At 44.5% G+C, this 22,764-nt stretch carries 22 protein-coding genes and 2 pseudogenes; 18 read left to right on the forward strand and 6 right to left on the reverse strand.

The genetic code is table 11. The annotated features are described in order from the left end of the window. The first annotated feature begins 43 nt into the window (after positions 1-43). The 3 genes from KIV40_RS15075 (at position 44) to KIV40_RS15085 (ending at position 2,934) form a co-directional block, all read left to right on the forward strand. Positions 44-901, forward strand: a complete 858-nt coding sequence (locus tag KIV40_RS15075; protein ID WP_134977095.1) for an AraC family transcriptional regulator — start codon at positions 44-46, stop codon at positions 899-901. A 155-nt stretch (positions 902-1,056) separates the two neighbouring features. Then, positions 1,057-2,244: an amino acid aminotransferase gene (locus tag KIV40_RS15080; RefSeq protein ID WP_285349992.1), complete on the forward strand. Its 1,188-nt coding sequence runs from the start codon at positions 1,057-1,059 to the stop codon at positions 2,242-2,244. A gap of 12 nt (positions 2,245-2,256) precedes the next feature. Then, entirely contained in the window at positions 2,257-2,934 is a 678-nt protein-coding gene (locus KIV40_RS15085) for an ATP-dependent zinc protease (protein WP_134977097.1), read from the forward strand. A 118-nt stretch (positions 2,935-3,052) separates the two neighbouring features. Here KIV40_RS15085 and KIV40_RS15090 read toward each other — a convergent pair whose 3' ends face one another. Beyond that, a complete protein-coding gene (locus KIV40_RS15090; protein ID WP_285349995.1) occupies positions 3,053-3,589 on the reverse strand; it encodes a hypothetical protein in 537 nt (178 codons plus the stop codon). Between the two features lie 166 nt (positions 3,590-3,755). Continuing rightward, positions 3,756-4,127 carry a YgiW/YdeI family stress tolerance OB fold protein gene (locus KIV40_RS15095; protein ID WP_045376716.1) on the reverse strand — a complete coding sequence of 124 codons (372 nt, stop codon included), beginning with the start codon at positions 4,125-4,127 and terminating at the stop codon, positions 3,756-3,758. Between the two features lie 164 nt (positions 4,128-4,291). On the opposite strand from KIV40_RS15095, the gene KIV40_RS15100 reads away from it, so the two are divergent. The 4 genes from KIV40_RS15100 (at position 4,292) to modC (ending at position 8,391) form a co-directional block, all read left to right on the forward strand. Continuing rightward, the gene (locus KIV40_RS15100; protein WP_285349997.1) at positions 4,292-5,743 is read left to right on the forward strand and encodes a cobyric acid synthase; all 1,452 of its coding nucleotides are present in this window, start codon (positions 4,292-4,294) and stop codon (positions 5,741-5,743) included. Between the two features lie 90 nt (positions 5,744-5,833). Beyond that, complete coding sequence (gene modA, locus KIV40_RS15105; RefSeq protein WP_285349999.1) at positions 5,834-6,586, forward strand: molybdate ABC transporter substrate-binding protein; 753 nt, start codon at positions 5,834-5,836, stop codon at positions 6,584-6,586. Positions 6,587-6,598: 12 nt separating this feature from the next. Further along, positions 6,599-7,288, forward strand: a complete 690-nt coding sequence (modB, locus tag KIV40_RS15110) for a molybdate ABC transporter permease subunit (RefSeq protein ID WP_005427085.1) — start codon at positions 6,599-6,601, stop codon at positions 7,286-7,288. Then, entirely contained in the window at positions 7,285-8,391 is a 1,107-nt protein-coding gene (gene modC / locus KIV40_RS15115; protein ID WP_285350002.1) for a molybdenum ABC transporter ATP-binding protein ModC, read from the forward strand. The genes modB and modC overlap by 4 nt, the downstream gene beginning before the upstream one ends. Before the next feature lie 85 nt (positions 8,392-8,476). Here modC and KIV40_RS15120 read toward each other — a convergent pair whose 3' ends face one another. After that, positions 8,477-8,914: a DUF3069 domain-containing protein gene (locus tag KIV40_RS15120; RefSeq protein WP_005427129.1), complete on the reverse strand. Its 438-nt coding sequence runs from the start codon at positions 8,912-8,914 to the stop codon at positions 8,477-8,479. Between the two features lie 244 nt (positions 8,915-9,158). Between KIV40_RS15120 and KIV40_RS15125 the strand changes: the two genes are divergently transcribed. Then, positions 9,159-10,118 carry a diguanylate cyclase gene (locus tag KIV40_RS15125; protein WP_285350017.1) on the forward strand — a complete coding sequence of 320 codons (960 nt, stop codon included), beginning with the start codon at positions 9,159-9,161 and terminating at the stop codon, positions 10,116-10,118. 124 nt (positions 10,119-10,242) lie between these two features. On the opposite strand, the gene KIV40_RS15130 is transcribed toward KIV40_RS15125, so the two are convergent. Beyond that, positions 10,243-11,487 (reverse strand): GGDEF domain-containing protein, encoded by a 1,245-nt coding sequence (locus tag KIV40_RS15130; protein ID WP_285350003.1) that lies wholly within the window; start codon positions 11,485-11,487, stop codon positions 10,243-10,245. A gap of 255 nt (positions 11,488-11,742) precedes the next feature. Here KIV40_RS15130 and KIV40_RS15135 point away from each other — a divergent pair, with 255 nt between their 5' ends. The 9 genes from KIV40_RS15135 to KIV40_RS15175 all read left to right on the forward strand — a co-directional run bounded on the left by KIV40_RS15135 (position 11,743) and on the right by KIV40_RS15175 (position 20,370). Next, a complete protein-coding gene (locus tag KIV40_RS15135) occupies positions 11,743-12,111 on the forward strand; it encodes a late competence development ComFB family protein (protein ID WP_285350005.1) in 369 nt (122 codons plus the stop codon). Positions 12,112-12,175: 64 nt separating this feature from the next. After that, complete coding sequence (locus tag KIV40_RS15140; RefSeq protein WP_285350006.1) at positions 12,176-12,457, forward strand: HlyU family transcriptional regulator; 282 nt, start codon at positions 12,176-12,178, stop codon at positions 12,455-12,457. A 434-nt stretch (positions 12,458-12,891) separates the two neighbouring features. After that, on the forward strand, positions 12,892-14,448 hold the full coding sequence (locus tag KIV40_RS15145; RefSeq protein ID WP_005427189.1) for a Re/Si-specific NAD(P)(+) transhydrogenase subunit alpha: 1,557 nt from the start codon (positions 12,892-12,894) through the stop codon (positions 14,446-14,448). Between the two features lie 12 nt (positions 14,449-14,460). After that, positions 14,461-15,855: a Re/Si-specific NAD(P)(+) transhydrogenase subunit beta gene (pntB, locus tag KIV40_RS15150; protein ID WP_050906220.1), complete on the forward strand. Its 1,395-nt coding sequence runs from the start codon at positions 14,461-14,463 to the stop codon at positions 15,853-15,855. A 187-nt stretch (positions 15,856-16,042) separates the two neighbouring features. Continuing rightward, positions 16,043-17,464: a sensor histidine kinase VxrA gene (gene vxrA / locus KIV40_RS15155; protein ID WP_306431829.1), complete on the forward strand. Its 1,422-nt coding sequence runs from the start codon at positions 16,043-16,045 to the stop codon at positions 17,462-17,464. Next, complete coding sequence (gene vxrB / locus KIV40_RS15160; RefSeq protein ID WP_005427102.1) at positions 17,439-18,101, forward strand: response regulator transcription factor VxrB; 663 nt, start codon at positions 17,439-17,441, stop codon at positions 18,099-18,101. The genes vxrA and vxrB overlap by 26 nt, the downstream gene beginning before the upstream one ends. Positions 18,102-18,109: 8 nt before the next feature. Then, the gene (locus tag KIV40_RS15165) at positions 18,110-18,991 is read left to right on the forward strand and encodes a DUF2861 family protein (RefSeq protein ID WP_285350011.1); all 882 of its coding nucleotides are present in this window, start codon (positions 18,110-18,112) and stop codon (positions 18,989-18,991) included. A 59-nt stretch (positions 18,992-19,050) separates the two neighbouring features. Further along, positions 19,051-20,172, forward strand: coding sequence for a conjugal transfer protein TraF (locus KIV40_RS15170; RefSeq protein ID WP_045401091.1), 1,122 nt, complete (start codon positions 19,051-19,053; stop codon positions 20,170-20,172). A 42-nt stretch (positions 20,173-20,214) separates the two neighbouring features. Next, the gene (locus KIV40_RS15175; protein ID WP_005427041.1) at positions 20,215-20,370 is read left to right on the forward strand and encodes a YoaH family protein; all 156 of its coding nucleotides are present in this window, start codon (positions 20,215-20,217) and stop codon (positions 20,368-20,370) included. 1,186 nt (positions 20,371-21,556) lie between these two features. On the opposite strand, the gene KIV40_RS15180 is transcribed toward KIV40_RS15175, so the two are convergent. After that, the gene (locus KIV40_RS15180; protein ID WP_285350013.1) at positions 21,557-22,087 is read right to left on the reverse strand and encodes a hypothetical protein; all 531 of its coding nucleotides are present in this window, start codon (positions 22,085-22,087) and stop codon (positions 21,557-21,559) included. A 176-nt stretch (positions 22,088-22,263) separates the two neighbouring features. Here KIV40_RS15180 and KIV40_RS15185 point away from each other — a divergent pair. After that, positions 22,264-22,377 (forward strand): annotated as a pseudogene (locus KIV40_RS15185) (regulator); the annotation flags it as partial. Here KIV40_RS15185 and KIV40_RS15190 read toward each other — a convergent pair. After that, a pseudogene (locus KIV40_RS15190) lies at positions 22,341-22,645 on the reverse strand (phospholipase D family protein); the annotation flags it as partial. The pseudogenes KIV40_RS15185 and KIV40_RS15190 sit on opposite strands and share 37 nt — an antisense overlap. Positions 22,646-22,764: the final 119 nt, after the last annotated feature.

Consider the following 22,764-nt stretch of genomic DNA (forward strand, 5'->3'; position numbering starts at 1 on the left):
ATAAAACACGTTTGCCTTGAGTGCATTTGTGAGTTGTCGTCCCATGGAAGAAAAACAAGAACGCTACGCTATTTCAGATAAGACCTATCAAGAGTTCATCGACCACACTCGCGTGCTTGCTCTTGAAGAAAGAGGCATCGTTCAATGTGGAATCGCTACTTGCCGAGAGTTCTTTTCCGTTTATCGAAAAAACCAGAAGAAACACATGTTGTTGTACACGGTTCGTGGCAAAGGCTGGTTGGAGAGCGGAGCCTGTCGTTATGAACTGGAGCCCGGATCGTTAGTGATCGTGCCAGCAGGTATCGAAAATGGCTTTGGAATGGAAGACGAAACGTGGCAAATCGCGTGGGTGTTTCTTTCCCAAGATAAAGAATGGTCAATGGTGAATGACGAGGTTGAGTATCAACTTACACCAGCACCAGAAGTGATGTATTTCTGCATTCAGACTCTATTGCGAAGTATCAATTTACCTATCGATTACGGCGGTGAAGTCGGTGCACACAGCGTTGCCCAGTTAGAGCTCATGCTGAATATGCCGCACTCAGATTCCATATCACGCAACCAGTTAAAGTTGCGCCGCGTGTTTGATTTGGTTCAGAGACAGCTCCATAAAGAATGGACGGTAGAACAACTTGCAGCCTTGTACCCATGTTCTGAACCCCACTTGCATCGTTTGACCCAACAACAGTTTGGACGAAGCCCAATGGCACACCTAACTCGGATGCGAATGGAGTATGCTGCGCGTTTGTTGCGCTCAACAGAATGGTCAATTCAGCACATCGGTGAAATAGTAGGGTACCCAACGGGCGCCAACTTCAGTACACGATTTAAAGCTTGGTCGAGCATGACGCCACGTGAATTTAGGAAAAACGGCAAGCTAGATTCAAACTTCAATGAGTGAATCGTTCTTTTTATGACCGATTGAGTTCATAAAATTCCCTAGGCACCAGAATTTTGTACTCTAATTGGCGAAATGTGTGAAAAATCATTTCGCCATTTATAACGAAAGTGTTACCGTGAGGTTCGATACTTGAATTTCAAAGGGTTATGACTTTCATGTTTTCTAATCTACCAACTCCCGTATTAGATCCTATTTTATCTCTTTCCGTCGCATACCGCGGCGATGAACGTCCAAACAAGGTTGACCTTGGTATTGGCGTGTACAAAAACAGCGCTGGTGAAACGCCAATCATGAAAGCCATTCAAATGGCACAAGAAGTGGTTGTCGAAAACCAAAAGACCAAATCCTACGTTGGGCTTGCAGGCTGTGAAGAATTCAACCAAAGCATGATCGATCTACTTCTGACGGGCACGTCAGCAACAGATCGTGTGGCAGCGATTCAAACGCCTGGTGCAAGTGGTGCGTTGCGTATGCTGGGTGACCTAATGAAGGTTGCACAACCAGATACGACGGTTTGGATTTCAAACCCAAGCTACGTAAACCACAAGCCAGTGATGGAAGCGGCTGGGCTTAAGGTGAAGTTCTACCATTACTTCTCACCAGAAACGAAACAAGTTGATACGGCGAAAATGCTAGAAGACCTATCTAAAGCAGGTCCTTCTGACGTCGTGCTTCTGCATGGCTGTTGCCACAACCCAACGGGTGCAGATATTGATTTCTCTGCGTGGCAAGCAATTACAGAGCTTTCACAAAAGAACGGTTTTACCCCATTTGTGGATATTGCTTACCAAGGTTTTGGTGATGGTCTAGAGGAAGACGCAAGAGGTCTCCGCTTTATGGCTGACAACGTTGAAGAAATGCTGATCACAACCTCGTGTTCTAAGAACTTTGGTTTGTACCGTGAACGTACTGGTGCTGCAATTGTGATCGGTAAAAACACGCAAGACGTGGCGAATGCAAAAGGTAAGCTTCTTACGTTAGCTCGTTCAACTTACACTATGCCGCCAGATCACGGTGCTGCATTGGTGAAAACCATTCTTCAAGATGCCAACCTTACTTCAGTTTGGAAACAAGAATTGAACGAAATGCAGCAACGCTTGCTGAATCTTCGTCAAACTTTGTGTAACGAATTGAGAAACAACCATAATACAGATCAATTTGATTTCATTGAGAGTCACAAAGGCATGTTTACTGTGCTAGGCTTTAGTGAAAACCAAATGGCGCAACTACGTGAAGATTATGGCATTTATGGTGTCGGTGATGGTCGTATCAACATCGCTGGTTTGACCGAAACTCATATTCCTTACGTTGCTGACGCGATCCAAAAAGTATCTCAACGTTAATTGGGAGAGTTAATGAAGAACTGGAAACTGATTCTGCCGCTAATGATGAGCGGTAGTCTTATCGCTTGTACGTCGACACCGACGACCACTGAGCCTGTTGAGCCAGAAAAACCAGTCGTGGAGCAACCGGTTGAAAAGCCGGAAGTAAAACCTGAAGTAGAACCAAAACCTGAGGTGAAGCCGGAACCAAAACCGGAAACGAAACCTGAGAAGAAGCCAGAGCCTAAACCAAAAAAGCCAGCTAAGGTACAAAAAACACCTGATGGCATGCTGATTCTAGGTGCGGAAGAGTGGGTGCACATTCCTGCTATTAACCAGACTTTCAAAGGCCGCGTTGATACAGGTGCAACAACATCTTCAATCAGTGCGACTGAAGTGGTTCCATTTGAGCGTGACGGTAAAGATTGGGTTCAGTTCAAAATTGACATCAACGGTAAGGCGAGCAAAGAGTTCAAACTGCCTGTTGAGCGCTGGGCTAAAATTCGTCAATCTTCTTCAGAAGACGTCGACAAGCGCCCAGTTGTGGTTGCCTACATCCAAGTTGGCGACTTAAAAGAACAAACCGAGTTTACGTTAACTGAGCGTGGTCATATGAAGTTCCCAATCTTGTTGGGTCGTAGTTTCTTCCGTGACGTTGCGGTTGTGGATGTATCTAAGAAATACGTTCAGAACAAACCAAGCGGTAAGTAATCCAATACTTGGACGCTAAATATCGTATCGAATAACAAAAAGCCTCTCAACTGAGAGGCTTTTTTAGTTTATTCAATTGGTTAGCTCAGTATCAGTGCATGAGCTTTGCCAGTTAAACTTAGTAAGCGAAACGCGCTGACAACACAAGTTGCTGACCGTAAGTACCGTTGTTTTTTAAATCGGCACCAAGTGACAACTGTTGTGTTGAGTGGAAGCGGGCGCCTAGGTTATAGACGGTCTCAGAGTCATCATTATCGATTAACTGACCAATACGGCCGTGCAATTCAATGTTCTGCATGAACCAAACACGAGTACCGATGTTAACTTCGGTCTTCCATTTGTCACCGACAAGATCACCACTCTCTTTTTTGATGTTGTGAACCAGCATTTGGCCGTAAATATCGGCAAACTGTCCAGCAGGACCGTTAAAACCAATACCACCGGCAAGGTCCCAATCTCCGCTAAATTCACTGTCGGCACGACCAATGAAATGGGTGTTCTCGGTGAAGTAAGTTGTGACTTCACCACCAAACGTACCAGGGCTGGTACCCATGCGGAATTCCATCATGTTGTAGTTGAAGTTGTTTGCATGTGCAGAAAGCGGCAAAACAGCGCACAAACCAAAGGCTGCAACCTTTAGAGCTTTACCTAGCATGGGTGTCTCCGGGCAAGAAAATAATACGAACGAAAAAAAAGGTCTGCAAAATGCAGACCAAGATTTACAAAATATCATTTTAGACGTTTATAGTCACCCAATGCACTAGGACAAAGTTCTAACTGAGCAATGTTTTGCTGCTCAATTCAGCGGCTAAGAAGCCAGATTACATAACAACGAGGTGTTCTACTTCAATTTCAGGCTTGCTGCCACCTTCAAACTCACCAAACAGACGTACTTTTGTCGTTTGGTCGATTGGCGTCGTTAGTCGAATATCATCATCTAGCTCAACCATGATTTCTCCAGAACCGTCGCTGAAGATAAATTGATCCGCGCGCGTTTGACGAAGTAGGTTACCTTCTACAACCACGTCTTTTTCGGTGAACATACTTGCGTCTTTAATCAGTGCATCGACTTTCTCAACCGTAACAGGGCCATTAAATTGAATGCTTGATTGGCCGTGGTTGTGGTCTTTCGCCATTGCAACAGTAGGAGCGATAGCAAGTGCAGCGATAGTAGCGATAACAGTGTTTTTCATAATTTGGTTTCTCTATATAGGTGTTCGTTTTTGATGGTGCTATTAAAACAAACCTTATTTGAACCATTACTGATTTGAACATTCATATTCGATTCATTTTCTTGAGTCCTATGCTGAGATAACGTTATGATTGTTCACCTTCTTTTTTCTCGTATTAAACGTTCATGAAATCACCAATCCCATCATTAATGGTTCAAGGCACCACCTCAGATGCCGGAAAAAGCGTCCTTGTGGCAGGTTTATGCCGTGTCTTAGTCCGAAAAGGGATAAAGGTTGCCCCATTCAAGCCACAGAATATGGCCCTCAATAGTGCAGTAACCAAAGATGGCGGAGAGATTGGGCGTGCTCAAGCCGTTCAGGCACAAGCTTGCAATGTTGAGCCTACGGTTCACATGAATCCTGTTCTGATTAAGCCTAACAGCGATACAGGTGCTCAGATCATCTTACAAGGCAAAGCATTGTCGAATATGGACGCTGTTGGGTTTCATGATTACAAAAGAGTGGCAATGGGAGCGGTTCTGGATTCATTTGCAAAACTGACGGATGAATACGAATCCGTCATGATTGAAGGCGCTGGTAGTCCTGCGGAAATCAACTTAAGAGAAAATGACATCGCGAACATGGGGTTTGCTGAAGAAGCTGACGTCCCCGTTATTATCATCGCGGATATCGACCGTGGTGGTGTGTTTGCGCACTTATATGGCACTTTGGCGTTATTATCCGAATCAGAACAAGCACGCGTTAAAGGCTTTGTGATTAACCGTTTCCGTGGTGACATCGGTTTACTTGAATCTGGCCTTGATTGGTTAGAAGAAAAGACAGGCAAACCAGTGTTGGGGGTATTGCCGTTTCTGCACGGTTTAAACCTAGAGGCAGAAGACGCCATAACGGCAGAGCAAGAGCTGTCTTCACAAGTGAAACTCAATGTTGTGGTACCAGTATTAACGCGCATTAGTAATCATACCGATTTTGATGTGTTACGTCTTAACCCAGACATTAACCTACGCTACGTTGGCAAAGGCGAAAAGATCGACAAAGCCGATCTAGTGATCCTGCCTGGAACCAAATCAGTTCGTGATGACTTAGATTATTTGCGCAGCCAAGGCTGGGATAAAGACATTCAACGTCACATTCGTCTGGGCGGCAAAGTCATTGGCATTTGTGGTGGTTACCAGATGCTTGGCAAATTAATTGACGACCCCAATGGCGTGGAAGGTAGTCCAGGGAAGAGTGAAGGACTTGGGTTGCTAGACATTACTACGACGCTAACCGACAGCAAACAACTGACCAACACACAGGCACAGCTTTGCTTAAACGGTAAAACAGCGGATGTGAAAGGTTACGAAATCCATGTGGGACGAAGTGAAGTGCAGGGCGCTCAACCTTTGAAGTTAAGTTCTGGCGAGATAGAGGGTGCGATCAGTGATTGTGGCCAAATTATGGGAACCTACCTACACGGGTTCTTCGATGAGGCCGATGTGTTAAGCCTCGTGTCTGAATGGGTAAACGGCACTCAAATCAAACAGCAAGATTTTGAACAGCTCAAAGAACAGGGCATTAATCGCATTGCAGATGCGATAGAACAACATATGAATCTTGACTTTCTGTTCAAATAAAACCAGTTTTTAACTGTTTGAAGCATAAATAAAAGTAGGCATTGTGCTCTACATTTTCTTTTTCTGCCTGTCTAGCACTGGAGTGTTTTTATGAAAGCATGGAAGATTCATGCTTGCCTAGCGGCAATATTGAGCGTTTCGTCAGCAGCAAACGCAACGACTGATATTAAAGTCTACGCGGCCTCGTCAATGACTAACGCGATTGATGATATCGCGCAAAAGTTTGAGCAACAGTATGACGTAAAAATCACGCCGGTTTACGGAGGCTCCTCATCCATCGCTCGCCAAATTCTAAACGGCGCACCAGTTGATGTGTTTATCTCTGCAAACACTAAGTGGATGAACTATCTAGTAAAATCAAAAGCAGTAAAGAGTGACAATGTCACTGAATTAGTTCACAACAGTCTCGTTCTTATTGCACCACAAGCTTCAACGGTTACTTCTTTCAACTTTTCAGATGCCAATGCATGGAGTCAAGCATTAGCAGGTAATCGCCTTGCGCTTGGCAACCCGGTCTCGGTGCCTGCTGGTATGTATGCTCGTGAATCTCTTACCAACCTTGGCGTTTGGAAGCAGCTTGAGCGACAAGTGGCGCCAGCAAAAAATGTTCGTCTTGCATTAGCGTTAGTTGAACGCGGTGAGGCACCACTTGGCGTTGTCTACAAAACCGATGCACTCTTAACGAATAAAGTAAAAGTGGTCGGTGAGTTTGCCAATAACACCCACGCGGACATTGTTTATCCAGCGGCAATCGTAAAAGACTCAACGCAATCTAAGCAGTTTTTTGAATACTTGAAATCCGACGATGCCAAACAAGTATTTGTGCAATACGGATTTCAATAAAAAGGGCACAGAGTGACAGAACTTGAATACCAAGCCTTAATACTAAGCCTAAAAGTCGGCGCTTATACCGTTGTTTGGTTAATACCACTCGGCATTGCTCTGGCTTGGTTACTTTCTCGAAAACAGTTTATCGGTAAATCTATTCTCGACAGTCTGATCCATTTACCATTGGTATTGCCGCCTGTGGTGATTGGTTATCTATTGCTGATCTCATTAGGCCGACAGGGGGTTCTTGGCAGTTGGCTTTATGAACACTTTGGTTTGGTGTTCAGCTTCAACTGGAAGGGGGCGGTTATCGCTTGTATCGTTGTTGCGCTGCCTTTGATGGTGCGTTCCGTTCGCCTTAGCTTAGATAATGTTGATCCTAAACTAGAACACGCCGCTTCAACGTTAGGCGCATCACCTTTAAAGGTATTCGTTACTATCACGCTGCCTTTAACGATCCCAGGCATTATCACTGGCACTATGCTTTCTTTCGCTCGCAGCTTGGGCGAGTTTGGAGCAACGATCAGTTTTGTTTCTAACATTCCCGGAGAGACCCAAACCATTCCTTTGGCGATGTACAACTTCATCGAAACGCCGGGAGCAGAGATGGAAGCCGCGCGCTTGTGCATCATTTCCATTGCTTTGGCTCTCTCGACATTAATGATATCAGAATGGTTAAATCGCAAAGCTTCAGCGCGTCTAGGAGCTAAGCGATGAGCATAGAAATTCAATTTAAACAATCACTTGGTGAAACTAATTTTGACATCGCTTTATCGTTACCGGGTAACGGAATAAGCGCGTTGTTTGGCCGTTCTGGCGCCGGAAAGACCACACTAATCAACGTTATCAGCGGGTTGGTGATGCCAAAGCAAGGTAAAGTGTCGATTGGTGAACACGTTCTTTTCGATAGTGATGCCGGAATTAATTTACCGACACACAAGCGCAAGATTGGCTATGTATTCCAAGACTCTCGTTTGTTTCCGCATTACTCCGTGAAAGGCAACTTACTCTACGGCGTAGTCGAAAAAGATGATGATTATTTCGATAAAGTGACAGAGCTACTCGCTATTAAACCGCTACTGAAACGCTTTCCAATCTCTTTGTCCGGTGGTGAGAAACAACGTGTCGCCATCGCTCGAGCCTTGCTCTCAAAACCTAACCTGCTATTGATGGATGAACCATTGGCATCATTGGATATGCCACGTAAGCGCGAAGTGATGCCATTTTTGGAGGAGTTGTCTGAGCAGGTCAACATTCCAATCGTCTACGTTACTCATAGCTTGCAAGAGATCCTTCGCCTAGCACAGCACCTGTCGATTCTCGATAAAGGCAGAATCATGACGTCGGGTAAATTAGAAGAGGTGTGGGCTTCTCATGCCATGCGCCCTTGGCAGTCGTTCTCGGACCACAGTAGCTTGTTTGAAGGAAAGATCGCGACTCATCACGAGAAATACGCGTTGACGTGTGTGAAGCTCGCACCAAACGCTTGTCTGTGGGTGCAAAAAGTCGATGGCGAGCCAGATACGCCAATCCGGCTTCAAGTGCGTGCAAACGATGTTTCTATCGCGTTAGAAAAACCGGTCTCTACGTCGATTCGTAACGTGCTACCAGCGACCGTTGCATCTATAGAAGAGCTGACTACGGGCGACGACAAGCAAAGTATCACCGTTTCACTTAAGTTAGATGAAGAATGCCACTTATGGGCGACGATAACACCGTGGGCATTGGATGACTTGAACTTAAAAGTCGGTGATAAGGTTTATGCGCAAGTTAAAGGTGTGAGTGTCACACAACGCGATATTGCTTTGGCGCACCATTAAATTGACTAAACCGCAGATACGCAAAAGACCACAGATACACAAAAGGCCGCAGGTGCGGCCTTTATTATTAAAGAGAGTCTCGGAATTACTTCACGAATACTTCTTTGAATTCACGCTTAAGAAGAGGATCACGACGTGCTTTCTTAAGTTGCTTAACCATGTCTTTCACGCAGTTGTGTAGAACATTGTCTAGCAGTTGAGCACGGTAATCTTCTTTATCTTCATCTGTCATGTTTTCTGGCAGGTTAAGAGTCGGGAATTCTTCCATTACGTTTAGACCAGCGAAAGCTTGGCCTACAGATACTAGAGCGTGGAATTGCTCGAAGTTGTCCAGAATGTTTTGTGCACTTGCTGGCATTTCATTCCAAGATTCACGAACAGCTTCTTCAGACACTTCATGGATAGAGGTAACCATCTCAAACATTTGCTCAGGAACTTCGTCAAATTCGATAACTTTACGTAGTTCTGGAGAAATAGTTTCTAGATCGATTTTTTTGCTTTCGTTGTTAGTTGCTTCTGACATGGTGAGTCCTGTTAGTACATAAAAGCGCACATTATTTATAGTGCATGTTGTAACGAGATTCGAGTGGCTCTTGCTACAAAAGGCGGGAATATTAATACCAAATGCATCAAATAGCTACCATAAGAACTATTTGATTACGTGACCGTTCAACAAAAAAATATAGCACGAAATTTGTCGCGTAATGCAACAACCGTGCGTGTATGATATATGTTTAGTAAAGACTGAGAAAAAAATGGAACGCGCTATGCAACCGACAGGGACCTCTATGCGCATTCTCCTGGTTGATGACGTACAACTAGACCGAATGCAGTTGGCTATACGATTAAAACAGCAAGGTCACATTGTAAAAGCCGTTGGCAACGGGATAGAAGCACTGAACACTTATGAAAGCTTCGACCCAGAGCTCGTACTGCTGGATATCGCGATGCCAGACATGAATGGTTTCGAAGTCTCACTTCATATCAGAGAAACCTTCCCAGATTGGATCCCAATCATCTTCTTGAGTAGTCACGAAGAGCCCGAAATGATCGCAAAAGCAATAGAAGCAGGTGGTGATGACTACTTGATCAAACCTGTCGACAAACTTGTTCTCAACTCTAAGCTCATGGCAATGCAGCGTATTGCGCATATGCGTCGTGAGCTCAAGCAAGCGACTGCACAGTTAGAGGAAATGAACTCTCTATTGCAAGAACAAGCCAACGAAGATAGTTTGACCAAGCTCTATAACCGTCGCTATATAGACCAAAAGCTAGAAACCATGATTGCGTGGCATGGACGTCATCATATGCCAATGGCGTTGATTCTTTTGGATGTAGACTTCTTTAAGCCATTCAATGACAACTACGGCCATATAGAAGGGGATCGCTGCCTACAAGCCATCGCAAATCAACTTAAAGCAACCTTCTGTCGTTCTGGAGAATATGTCGGCCGTTATGGTGGTGAAGAATTTGTCATCCTTCTAAATAGTACCGACGCGCAAACCGCAGAAAGAGAAGCGGAGAGGATTCAAGAAGCATTGTACTTCTTAGATTACCCACATGCATATTCAAGCGTGGCAAATAGAGTGACAGTGTCACAGGGTGTGTTTGCGCTCCAACCAACGGGGAAAGATAAAGTCGCCGATTTGTATGCAACAGCAGACAGGGCGTTATATACGTCTAAATCCTTGGGAAGAAATACTTACACTGTAGTAAATGCTATTTAAATCATGAAGATAGAAATATCTACATCATAGTGGCACTGTCACTTATTTGGGGGTGTTTTTCTAAGGTAAGGCTTGAGAAGTCTTAGAACCAAAAAACAAGCTTTAAAGAATTGGGAAGAAAGAATTACGCGTGGCAGTACTTCACACAGTTACGGCCCGCTTTTTTTGCTTTATATAGAGCATCATCTGCCAGCTTAATCACATCAGCAGGGTTACGCGCGCTACGGCTATCCGCAACACCAAAACTGGCTGTTACAGATACCGTTTTCTGCTTCGATTCTGCGTTACCGCGTTTTTTGCGTCCTTGTTTATTGTCGTCAGGACGGTTGTCTTGGTCACGTAGAATCATTTCATACTGAGCAATAAGCTCACGAACTTCTTCTAAATGAGATTCGCAATCTTCGGTGTATTTACCTTTAAACACGATGGTGAACTCTTCACCACCAAATCGGTAAACCTTTGCGCCGCCTTGTGTCTTCATCAATCGAGAAGCGACCATTTTGAGTACATCGTCGCCAGTATCGTGGCCATAGGTATCGTTGAACTTCTTAAAGTGGTCAACATCTAGCATCGCAATAGTAAACTTGCGTCCCATATGCTTAAGGTCGAGATCCAATGCGCGACGGCTAGGGATGAGCGTCAAACTGTCGGTGAAAGCCAGTTGGTGGCTGGCTGATGTCGAGTAGATGATGATCAGCAAACCCGTAAGCGTAAACATGGTGCTCGAAATGTATTGAACATCGAAGAAGATAAATGTCGCTGATGCCAATACCATGGCTGAGTATGTCATGGCATGAATGATCTTGTTTTTCTTTAAGACCAAAATGCCCAAAAAGCACACAATGCCAATGCAATACAGCACTAAAACCAATGGTAACTTTGAAACGGTTGGAACAATAAACAAGATGCCATTGGTCCACTCTTCAAACCTACCCTCAACGTAGTAGGTCAAGGTTACGTAAGACCAAAACACAAACATACTCAACATAAGTACATAAGTGAGTGTCGCTTTGGAATCGAAGCCCTCTTTATTGAAGAGGAACACGGCCAAGAACGAAACGGGAAGGAGGCTTGCTAAAATAGTGAGCTCTAAAAGCGCCGTGCCAGTTTGCAGTGGTACCTGTAAACGATGTTGAATCACAAAGTAGGCGAGCAACATGGCAATACACACCATGGACTCTCGGCCTTGCTTGAACGAGTAACACATCAACAACGCACAACCGAGCAAAATGTAGGGCAAGTTTGCAGCAATTCCCCAGTTAGATTGGGTCATCTGAATGATGTTATCCATACCCAAACTGACCATGCCCAATAACAAGACTGGGAATAGGAAGCGGAAGCCTGGGGAGGTCATTAAAGATGATGCCATCTACTACAAATTACCTGAAAATAGTTAAGTATATCTAGAGGGTTACATTAAGCATTCAATTAATACTGTGCGTAAACAGTATAATTTCAGACGCTTTCAAAACTAACAAGAATACGTGTATTTCGGAATTTTCCAAGTGTTTTACAGCGAACGCTGACAAAAAGAGAGAGGTTGATTAAATTAAGAGCAATCAACGAGTTGCAGAGCGAGTTCGACTGCTATAATTTCAAGGTGTTGAACAAAGGAGAAAAATCGATGCAGATCAGTTCAGACGTACACAATTACATGGAAACCTTGGTTGGACAGGTGCTCGCTTCAGACCAATACGTAGCTCAATTCGACAACGAACAACTGGCGGATATCGCGTGTTTAGCTCTGATCCAGCTGAAGCCTGTTTATATTCGTCATGACATCGATTTTCTGTCGGCACTCCCGGAACGCAGATTGGCACAGTTCAAACAAAGTGTTGATGTCGCTGTTGAGAATGCAGCGACAATGATTCAAGAAGACAGACGCAAAAATCGTAATAATGATGTGCCTGTAATTTTGTCGCATACCAGTTATGATGAAGACAAAGAGCTGGATTGGTTCGAAAAACCGATCCTCAACGTCAACATAAAGTAATTGATGTTCGCTACCGTATATAAGAATCAATATACAGAAGAGTGGGCGTCCCCAAGGAGGAACCGTGGGATTATTTTCGCGCTTGTTTGGTGGCAGTGATAAAACTGCTGAAGTAAAAACCGTCGAACCAGTAGAGTACAAAGGCTACCTGATCTATCAAGAAAGCCTTTCAGAAGGCGGTCAATACCGCATTGCTGGACGCATCGAAAAAGACTTCGACGGAGAAGTGAAATCACACCGTTTTATCCGATCGGATTTGTTGGGGTCAGAGCAAGATGCCAACGAGTTGATGTTGAAAAAATCGCAGATGTTTATCGACCAAATGGGTGAAAAGATCTTCGATTAAGAAATCACTGCAACTTGATACGAATCATCTTAAAGAGAGCCATTAGTGTATATGCTGATGGCTCTCTTTCTTTTTTAGGCTTAAATATCTGTAAAACAAGTAATTAACACATACCTGGTTAGACCTCTGCTGAGTAGCGCTAATCGTAGTTATTTTTCAGCGCGAAGTAGGCAAGTATTCATTACTTAGCGTTATATGTAATGAAATTTAGTATTTTTATTACAAAATACTTGAAGTCACGATAGACGTTCGATAAAAACAGAAGAATAACAGGGCTGTTAGTCAAGATGTGGCTGTGCAAATGGGTGACCCCAAACACCATCATTCGTTTGTGTTTTCTTGCGTAGTAAACAGATAGAAATAAAAAAGAATTAGAGTAGAGCGACGCTCTGTTTTGGGACTAATTATTGATATGTATACAAGGAGTATGCGTTTTGCAAATCGGTGTACCTAAGGAAATACTCGCAGGTGAATCGCGAGTAGCTGCATCACCTAAATCGGTTGAGCAGTTAATTAAGTTGGGGTTCGATGTCGCAATCGAATCACAAGCGGGGGTGCTAGCCAGTTTCGATGATGCCGCTTATGAAGCAGCAGGGGCGAAAATTGTATCTAGTGAAGAAGTATGGACGTCAGGTTTAATCCTTAAAGTGAACGCGCCACTCGTAGATGAAGAAAAAGGCATCGACGAAATCGCATTACTGCAAGATGGCGCAACATTAGTGAGCTTTATCTGGCCAGCTCAAAATGCTGAGTTAATGGAACAACTCTCTAGCAAGAACATCAACGTTCTCGCAATGGACGCGGTTCCTCGTATCTCTCGTGCGCAAGCATTAGACGCACTCTCTTCTATGGCGAACATTGCCGGTTACCGCGCAGTAGTTGAAGCCGCTCATGAATTCGGTCGATTCTTCACCGGTCAAATTACCGCAGCAGGTAAAGTGCCGCCAGCGAAAGTACTGGTTGCAGGTGCAGGTGTTGCAGGTCTTGCTGCTATCGGCGCTGCTGGTAGCCTTGGCGCTATCGTTCGCTCTTTTGACGTTCGTCCTGAAGTAAAAGAGCAAGTTGAATCGATGGGCGCAGAGTTCCTAACCGTAGACTTCAAAGAAGATTCCGGTTCAGGTGACGGCTACGCGAAAGAAATGTCGGATGAATTCAACAAAAAAGCCGCTGAGCTATACGCTGAGCAAGCGAAAGACGTTGATATCATCATCACAACGGCTCTGATTCCTGGTAAACCTGCGCCAACGCTTATCACCAAAGAAATGGTGGATAGCATGAAAGCGGGCAGCGTAATCGTTGACCTTGCTGCCGCAAACGGTGGTAACTGTGAATACACAGTAAAAGATCAAGTAATCACCACGGCGAACGGCGTAAAAATCGTTGGCTACACCGACATGGTAGGTCGCCTGCCTACGCAATCTTCTCAGCTTTACGCAACCAACCTTGTAAACCTTCTAAAACTGCTTTGCAAAGAGAAAGATGGCAACATCGATATCGACTTCGAAGACGTTGTACTTCGTGGCGTAACAGTAGTAAAAGAAGGCGAAGTGACATGGCCTGCGCCACCAATTCAGGTGTCGGCACAGCCACAAGCTAAACCGCAAGAACCCGTTAAGCCTCAGCCTAAAGTTGAAGAGCCAACGTCACCAGTGAAGAAATTCGGTGCACTCGCTGTCGGTTTAGGTGCCTTTGCTTGGGTTGCTTCTGTTGCTCCAGCTGCTTTCTTATCTCACTTCACCGTATTCGTACTGGCGTGTGTGGTAGGTTACTACGTAGTTTGGAACGTAACACATGCACTGCATACTCCACTGATGTCTGTAACCAACGCGATTTCAGGCATCATCGTAGTAGGTGCACTGCTGCAAATTGGTCAGGGTAATGGCGTCGTTACCTTCCTATCATTCATTGCTGTACTCATTGCAAGCATAAACATCTTTGGTGGCTTTACCGTGACCAAACGTATGCTTGAAATGTTCCGCAAAGATAAATAATAGGAGTGACCAATGTCTGCAGGATTAGTACAAGCGGCATACATTATTGCTGCGCTATTTTTCATATTAAGTCTCGCGGGACTTTCTAAACAAGAATCGGCAAGAAAGGGTAACTACTACGGTATTGCGGGTATGGCGATTGCGCTTATTGCGACAATCTTTAGCCCGAATGCAGAAGGGTTCGTTTGGGTCATCATCGCGATGGTCATCGGTGGTAGCATCGGTATCCACTACGCGAAGAAAGTAGAAATGACTCAAATGCCAGAACTGGTTGCGATCCTACACAGCTTTGTAGGTATGGCAGCAGTCTTGGTAGGTTACAACAGTTACCTAGAGCCACCAGCACCAGTTTCAACTGACCTTGCTGGTATTCACGCCGAGCACGTGATTCACCTAGTGGAAGTCTTCCTTGGCGTGTTCATCGGTGCGGTAACCTTTACGGGTTCAGTCGTTGCTTTCGGTAAGCTACGCGGCACGATCTCATCTTCGCCACTTAACTTGCCTCACAAGCACAAAATGAACCTTGCGGCGATCGTCGTATCTACGCTTCTTATGATTTACTTCGTAAAAGCGGACGGCAGCATGTTCGCACTGATCGTAATGACGCTGATTGCGTTCGCATTCGGTTACCACTTAGTAGCGTCTATCGGTGGTGCAGATATGCCGGTTGTAGTTTCAATGCTGAACTCATACTCAGGTTGGGCAGCAGCGGCAGCAGGTTTCATGCTTGCAAACGACCTATTGATTGTAACGGGTGCACTAGTTGGTTCTTCGGGTGCGATCCTTTCTTACATCATGTGTAAAGCAATGAACCGCTCGTTCATCAGCGTTATCGCTGGCGGCTTCGGTCAAGAAGTTGTGATTTCAAGTGATGAAGAGCAGGGCGAGCATCGCGAAACGTCAGCTGAAGAAGTAGCAGAAATGCTGAAGAACTCGAAATCAGTGATCATCACTCCGGGATACGGCATGGCAGTAGCTCAAGCGCAATACCCAGTGCATGAGATTACTGAGAAGCTACGCGCACAAGGTATTGAAGTTCGCTTCGGTATTCACCCAGTAGCGGGCCGTCTACCTGGTCACATGAATGTACTGCTAGCGGAAGCAAAAGTGCCTTATGATATCGTGCTAGAAATGGACGAAATCAACGATGACTTCCCAGAAACAGATACGGTTCTTGTAATCGGTGCAAACGACACGGTTAACCCAGCAGCGCTTGAAGATCCAAACAGCCCAATTGCAGGCATGCCTGTACTAGAAGTTTGGAACGCGCAAAACGTAGTCGTATTCAAGCGTTCAATGAATACCGGTTACGCAGGCGTACAAAACCCACTGTTCTTTAAAGAAAACACTTCAATGCTATTCGGTGATGCGAAAGAAAGCGTCGAGGCAATTTTCAAAGCATTGTAAAATATTTGCTCTAAAACTAACCAAGGCCAGCATTCGCTGGCCTTTTTTTGTGGGGCTTCAATGTTATAGTACTGCAAATCCTTGAGCCGCCTAATGTCATTCGCTTGTTTATTGATGTATAGTTCTGGCTAATATAACAAGTAACGGTAACAGTTTGATTAAACAGTTTTTGCTCCGTTCTGCTTTAATGCTGCCAATTTTCTCGGCACCCGCATTTGCAGATTCATTACCAGAACGAATAGATACGTTTACAGAGCTATTTAATTACGAAGTAGCCCTTAAATCGTATGATATACGCATACTGCAATCTAACTACCCAACCAAATTGCTCTCGCCGGACTCAATGTTGCCGCAAACGGCAGACTACCCGCTGAAAGATATTCAGCAGTTGTACCGTTTAGCCAACACGTGTCGCGGAAAATTGCCGTTAAGCCCTTTAATTACTGAACCTTTAGTCTTTACGCGTGCCATATGTAAAGGGACGCAACTGACACCGCGTTGGTTCTCGCGCAGCGGTTTGATCCACCCAGGTGGGGGAACCTATGCAGCGCGTTATGCAGAAAAGTATCCGGAGCTTCGTCCTAAGCTTGCTCAATACATGCATATCAAAGAGCGAACTAACGAAGAAGGGGACGAACTACTCGCAAGCCTGCAAAATATGGATGACGATGCGATCAACGCACTCATCGCCGGCGCGAGCATGTTTATTGAAGACAAAGAGCTGTGGCTACGCCGTGGCGACCATTACTTTGTATTCGCTAAAAACGTATGGCAGGAAAACGTCGCAAACGCGGGTCTGTCTTACGGATTAGCATCAGAGAGCCGGAGCTGTTTCGTAAAACGCGGCAATATCTGCTGGGATGTAGAAGATCACTCACAAGTGTTGCGGATCAGTATGATCATCCTTGTGATAGCCAACATCTTGCTGGTAATAGGCTGGGCAGTGTATCGTTGGAACAGCAAGCGTGAAGAAATGCGCAGCCGTATGCTGGTACTGCAGATTCTAACGCACGAGCTAAGAACGCCAATTGCATCGTTGTCTTTAACCGTTGAGGGATTCCGTCGCGAGTTTGAACATCTTCCTGAAAGTGTTTACGACGAATTTCGCCGATTGTGTGAAGATACGCGCCGATTACGCCAGTTAGCGGAGGCAAGTAAAGATTATTTGCAATCTGATAACCAAATGCTTGCAACAGACTGGGTTCCATCGGTTGCAGAATGGCTAGAATATAAGATTGAAGAAGAATTTGATAACGCTGTACTATTCAAAATAAACGAAGATGTAGCTGCTAAAGTTAACGTGTACTGGCTTGGGACCTGTATCGACAACTTGCTACGAAACGCACTGAAGTATGGTGAAGCACCGGTAGAACTACGTGTAAAAACCAGTGCAGATAAGATCATTATCCAAGTCATAGATGCCGGCAGCTTGACTGCAAAAGATTGGGCAAACCTAAGAAAACCGTTCGTAAGTAAGAGCGGACTAGGGCTTGGATTAACAATAGTTGAATCAATGGTAGGCCGCATGGGCGGAAAAATGTCCCTAATGGGACCACCTACAACCTTTATATTGGAGATACCTTGTGAAACAGACACTGCTTCTCGTTGAGGACGATAAAAACTTGGCTGACGGCCTGTTAGTAAGCCTGGAACAAGCAGGATATGAGTGTTTACATGTGGAGCGTATTTCAGACGTTGAGCCACAATGGAAAAAGGCTGACTTAGTCATTCTGGACCGCCAACTACCAGATGGCGATTCAGTACAATCTCTTCCTGAATGGAAAAAAATTAAAGATGTTCCAGTAATTCTGCTTACTGCACTTGTTACTGTTAAAGATAAAGTTGCTGGTCTAGATTCTGGCGCGAACGACTACTTAACGAAACCTTTTGCTGAAGCCGAGCTATTTGCTCGTATTCGTGCACAACTTCGTGCACCAGATGCAGCAGAACAGGGCAACGCTGACAAAGTGATGACCAAAGACCTAGAAATCGACCGCGCGACACGCGAAGTTGTATTCAAAGGCGAAATGATCACACTGACTCGTACTGAGTTTGATCTGCTGTTGTTCTTGGCATCAAACCTTGGCCGCGTGTTTACACGTGATGAACTACTAGACCACGTTTGGGGTTACAACCATTTCCCTACAACTCGTACAGTAGACACACACGTCCTGCAGCTTCGTCAAAAACTGCCAGGTCTTGAAATCGAAACGCTTCGTGGCGTTGGCTACAAGATGAAAGCGTAATCGCAAGAATGAAAACACTACTTCCTGTAGTTCTATCATTACTGTTAGTGAAACCAGTCCATGCAACGGACTGGTTTCAGTCCAATACGCCTTTAACCCAAGCACACCAACATTTGCTAGAAGATGACCTTGGTGGCATGTTCAACTCCCTTGTTGAACTTTGGCAAAGCGAACCCAACAAAGAAACCAGACCGCATCTTAATGACTTACTCGCTCAATCATTATCAAAAGACTGTGGTAAGTCTCTCACAGGCGTTACGCTTCCAGATTGGATCAGCGGTATTAACGTTATCCGCCAAACTATTCAAAGCCCAGGGCGAGATACCTATCGACTCGCGGTTAAGCTGCGCGCGACAACCGATATCGAAGACATCTCATTTCGGCGTTGGGTTGATAGCTCAATCTCTGCCGATAGCTCCTTCAATTATGAAGAGCCGCAAGAGGGAACGGAGCTGGCTAACGAACGCAACTTCCTTAAACGCTATAATTTAACCGGTAAGTTAGACGCGGGGTTGTACCATCTCTCTATCACCACAAAAGACAAGCGCACATATCGCACTTGGGTGATTTTGGGGGATTCAAACTCATCGCAATACGTTCGTTGGACATCAAAAGAGAATTGGAAAGTAGAAAAGAGCGCGCTTCGTAACCCGCACTGTCCTTTACCGCAATTGGAAGTAGGCTTATACGACTACATCGAAGGCCAATACGATCAAGTGTGGAAAAAGACCTACGAATCGAACTACCCAAATGCACTCGAACTCGAAGGTATCCCAAACGATCGCTACGTTTTAGCTGTCAGCATTAACAGTCGCCGTTGGCAAGGGGACATAATTGTGGAGCAAGCTCAAACTATTAGCCGAACTTATGATGTTTCTCTCGAAGAATAGCTAAAGAAATTACACTTGTGCCGATATAAGTTCAGGAAGAACGAAAACACAAGTGTAGTATGAAGACACAATACAAAATTTTAGCCACCACTATGACTGCAGCGCTATTCTCAGGCGCTGCTTCTGCTGCCACTTACGCAATTGAAGCGCGCAGTGATGCAATGGGTGGCGTGGGCACCGTATCTGCCTCTTACCTAACCGCACCATTCTTTAACCCAGCGCTTACCGCCATTTACCGACGTAACGACGACGCAGGTATGATTGTACCAAGCTTTGGTATCAACTATAACGACCAAAACGGTTTAATCGATGAGATTGAGCGAATAGGTAAACTCACGGACCCAACCGAGATCGTAAACTCATTAAATGCCATTGATGGCCAGAAAATGGACTTCGATTTAGGCGGTGTGGTTGCAGTTGGTATCCCAAACAAGTTCTTATCTGCGACCGCATACGGCAAACTGTATACTGAATCTTTCGTAGAGCCGACCATCGATACTGCAAGCGGCGACCCGTTAAATGACAGTTACGTGCGCGGTGTATCTATTGGCGTAGCGGAAGCGGGTATTTCACTGGCGAAGTACACCAACTTCATGAACCAGCACCTGTCATTTGGTATCACACCAAAACTACAACGCATCTACACCTATTCATACGCGACTAGCTTTGCCGCATTTGACACTAAAGACCTGCGTGAAAATGAAACCGCAGAAACCATGTTCAACTTAGATGCTGGCGCACTTTGGTTCTTTGGACCATATCGCTTGGGTATCTCTGCCAAGAACTTGATTGGCCGCGACGTGAAAACCAAATCGTTCACATACAACGGCGACACGATCCAATCCTATGAGTACAGCATGCGACCAGTTTACACCGTTGGTGCGGGTTACGTAGCCGATTACTTTAGCTTTAGTGTTGATTACGATTTAAACGAAGAGAAGAAGTTCTCTACATTTGATGACAACACACAAATGCTACGTGCCGGTTTTGAGATTGACGTACTTCGCCAGCTTGCACTTCGTGGCGGTTATATGACAAACCTAGCTCGTTCAGATGACGAGGGGACGATCACTGCCGGTCTTGGCTTATCGCCACTTAACTTAATTGAAATAGACATTGCTGCCCGATACACCAACGCAGATGCAATGGGCGCTTCAATTAATTTCCTTGCGACCTATTAAGCGAATCGTTATAGTCAGCTCCTCACATTGAGGAGCTTTTTTATGTTTGACGATTTACCACCTCTGTCCCATCAAGAACAGCAACAAGCTGTAGAACGTATTCAAGAACTAATGCAAAAGGGCACTAGTACCGCAGAAGCGATTAAGATCGTTGCAGAGCAAATTCGAGCAGAATACGCCGCAAAGAAACAAGACTAAGAAATTACAAAGAGCAGGGCACAGACCCTGCTTTTTTACGCCCGTTGTATAGCCCTCGAAAACAAACAACTCACCACCTTTCCGCCACGTTCATCTGACAAAAAAATTAGTTACCGCGTCACACTCATAGACCCAAAGTAGAGTGGAAACACTGCCATAATGCATTGGTAAAATTTTACCAATTGCAATTAACTGTCACCTTTTCCAAGTAGTCGAAAACCATGCAAAAAATCCATTCCAGGCGTTAACGTGTTTAAATACAGTAGCTTAACTCAACATAAAGAACTGGCGCACACTTGCTTACTACCTGAAGTTGTAATTAAATTACAAAGTCAAATTAAAAGGCATTTCTGACTAGTGGAATATCCTGTAAAAATCTAAAAGAGACACCGTCACTTAGAGTGATAATAATTTAAGTTAGTTGTATAGCGACTTTTGATGGCAGTAAGTACTTGCGGACTAAATTTCATCGAATCAGAAATACTCCAGGAAAACAGAAAATCTAAAGGCCTAAATCGTACGAATTGAGATTGGTTGAACGTCCAGTTAGAGCCGTTATGTGAGTGAAAATGATCATTGGGCTACATAGCGAGCTATCGCACTTTAGGGAGCAGTTTTACTTACGTGTTACATCGTAACTTATGGTCTAATAAAAAGGGAGAAGACCAGTCGCTCGTGTCTTTGATAACGGATACAGAGAGCAAACATTGGTAACGAACATCAATTACTGCTTGGAGGGACAGCTTCCTTTCTTCACTTGATTTCGCTTCAAGACGGAAACCCTCAAAACAGAAACCGAGTGTTGGGCTCCGAAAGGAAACATAAGCTTGTCGGCTGGGTGAGTTATGTAGAGTGTGTCTAAACATTGTGTAATGTGGATCTTCAAAACGTTTAAACCTTTCGAGTGAGTTCAGAACCGTACTAATGATGATTTACACAGCGTAATCTGAACCGATACCTTGGGCATGTCTATTGACCTAGACGGGCTTCGAAAATGTTAATACTTAAGTTTCCATGTTCAGTGAGAAGCCTACTAAAAAGCCGAACCCTTGGCGATGGGGTTCGGCTTTTTGTTCTTCATAGTAGTCTGACTCACTTCGTTCCCAACCACACCGGTAACATACCAGGGTGTTGATTAAAGGTTTACCGCGATGGTTCGAAGACAAGGCCAAACTAATCTTCAGTATCAATCCATTTGGGCATTCATTGGGAAGCTTCTTGAGTTACTGTATTGGATATCCTTGTAGTTACCCTTCATTGCACCATTCGAAACTGACAGATATTTGATCGTCACAGCTGGATTACCACCATATCCGTTAATATTAATTTCTATCTTGCCATCTTGTTTGGTTGCCACACCGACACCGGACTTAAACACATTACCATTATGCTCGTAGGTCATTTGCACTCGGATATCGGTACTAGGGTAAGCTTGATCTAAGAACTGTAGCTTCCAGTTATCAGTCAGGCTCCACCTGGTATTCGTTAGCATGTTGATTGAACTTGGGTTCGCGAAGTTTCTGGCGATTTTCATGGTGCCATATTGATCGAGAAAAATGATCTCGTCTCTGCCATCTCCATCCGTGTCACCCAAAGCAAACTGAGACACTTGATGACCACTTAGGATAGTTTCTACAGAGAAATCGCTTTCAGCCACTGCATTGCAAGATAGGAAAAGTAGGGTTAAGCCTAACGCCTTTGATTTTGTAATTAGCACAACATATTGACTCTTATTATGAATTTGCGAGCAATATATATTCTCTAGTGTAACTCTGTGCAATGATTAATTTTATAAAATCATGAGAGTCTATCGAGGATCCCACAAACGGCCAGATTTAACTTTAGTTCTCATTCTAAATAGAACTATCGTTTGGCTTAATAAACCGTCAGGTAGGGAAATTGATTCTGCCAGAGTGTAGTTGCCTGATACGCATGAACAAGGGCAGGGAACTGAGCATTTGCGATGATTGGGAAAACTTCGTAATGAGGCATGATCGCTTAGAACTGTTCATGTAGCACTTAGCATGAAGGTTCTTGCAAAAGCTAGTGCGAACAAAAGAGAGTCCTTTGAGCCAGTTAATCTCATCGGGCTGCAATTCGCTCTTACCATAGACAATTCTGATGTCGATTTTTAAGCGGTCTTTGTCTTCTAAAAGTTCTCGAATACGATCATTAAGTTTGAGAAAAGGGCTGATAAGAATCAGTCTTTCAGAGGCGTTTTTGATTAGCTCTCGAGGTAGTAGTTTGTTGCACTTGTGTTTAAAAACTTAGCCATTTCATATCCTTGACATATAAAACCTAGCGCACGTAGGCTACGTCTAAGGGCATATTGGATCAAGCATTAGAAATGAAAAACGCGTGTTCAAATGCCACGCGTTGCGAATCACTCTTGAA

The organism is Vibrio sp. D173a (genome assembly GCF_030248475.1).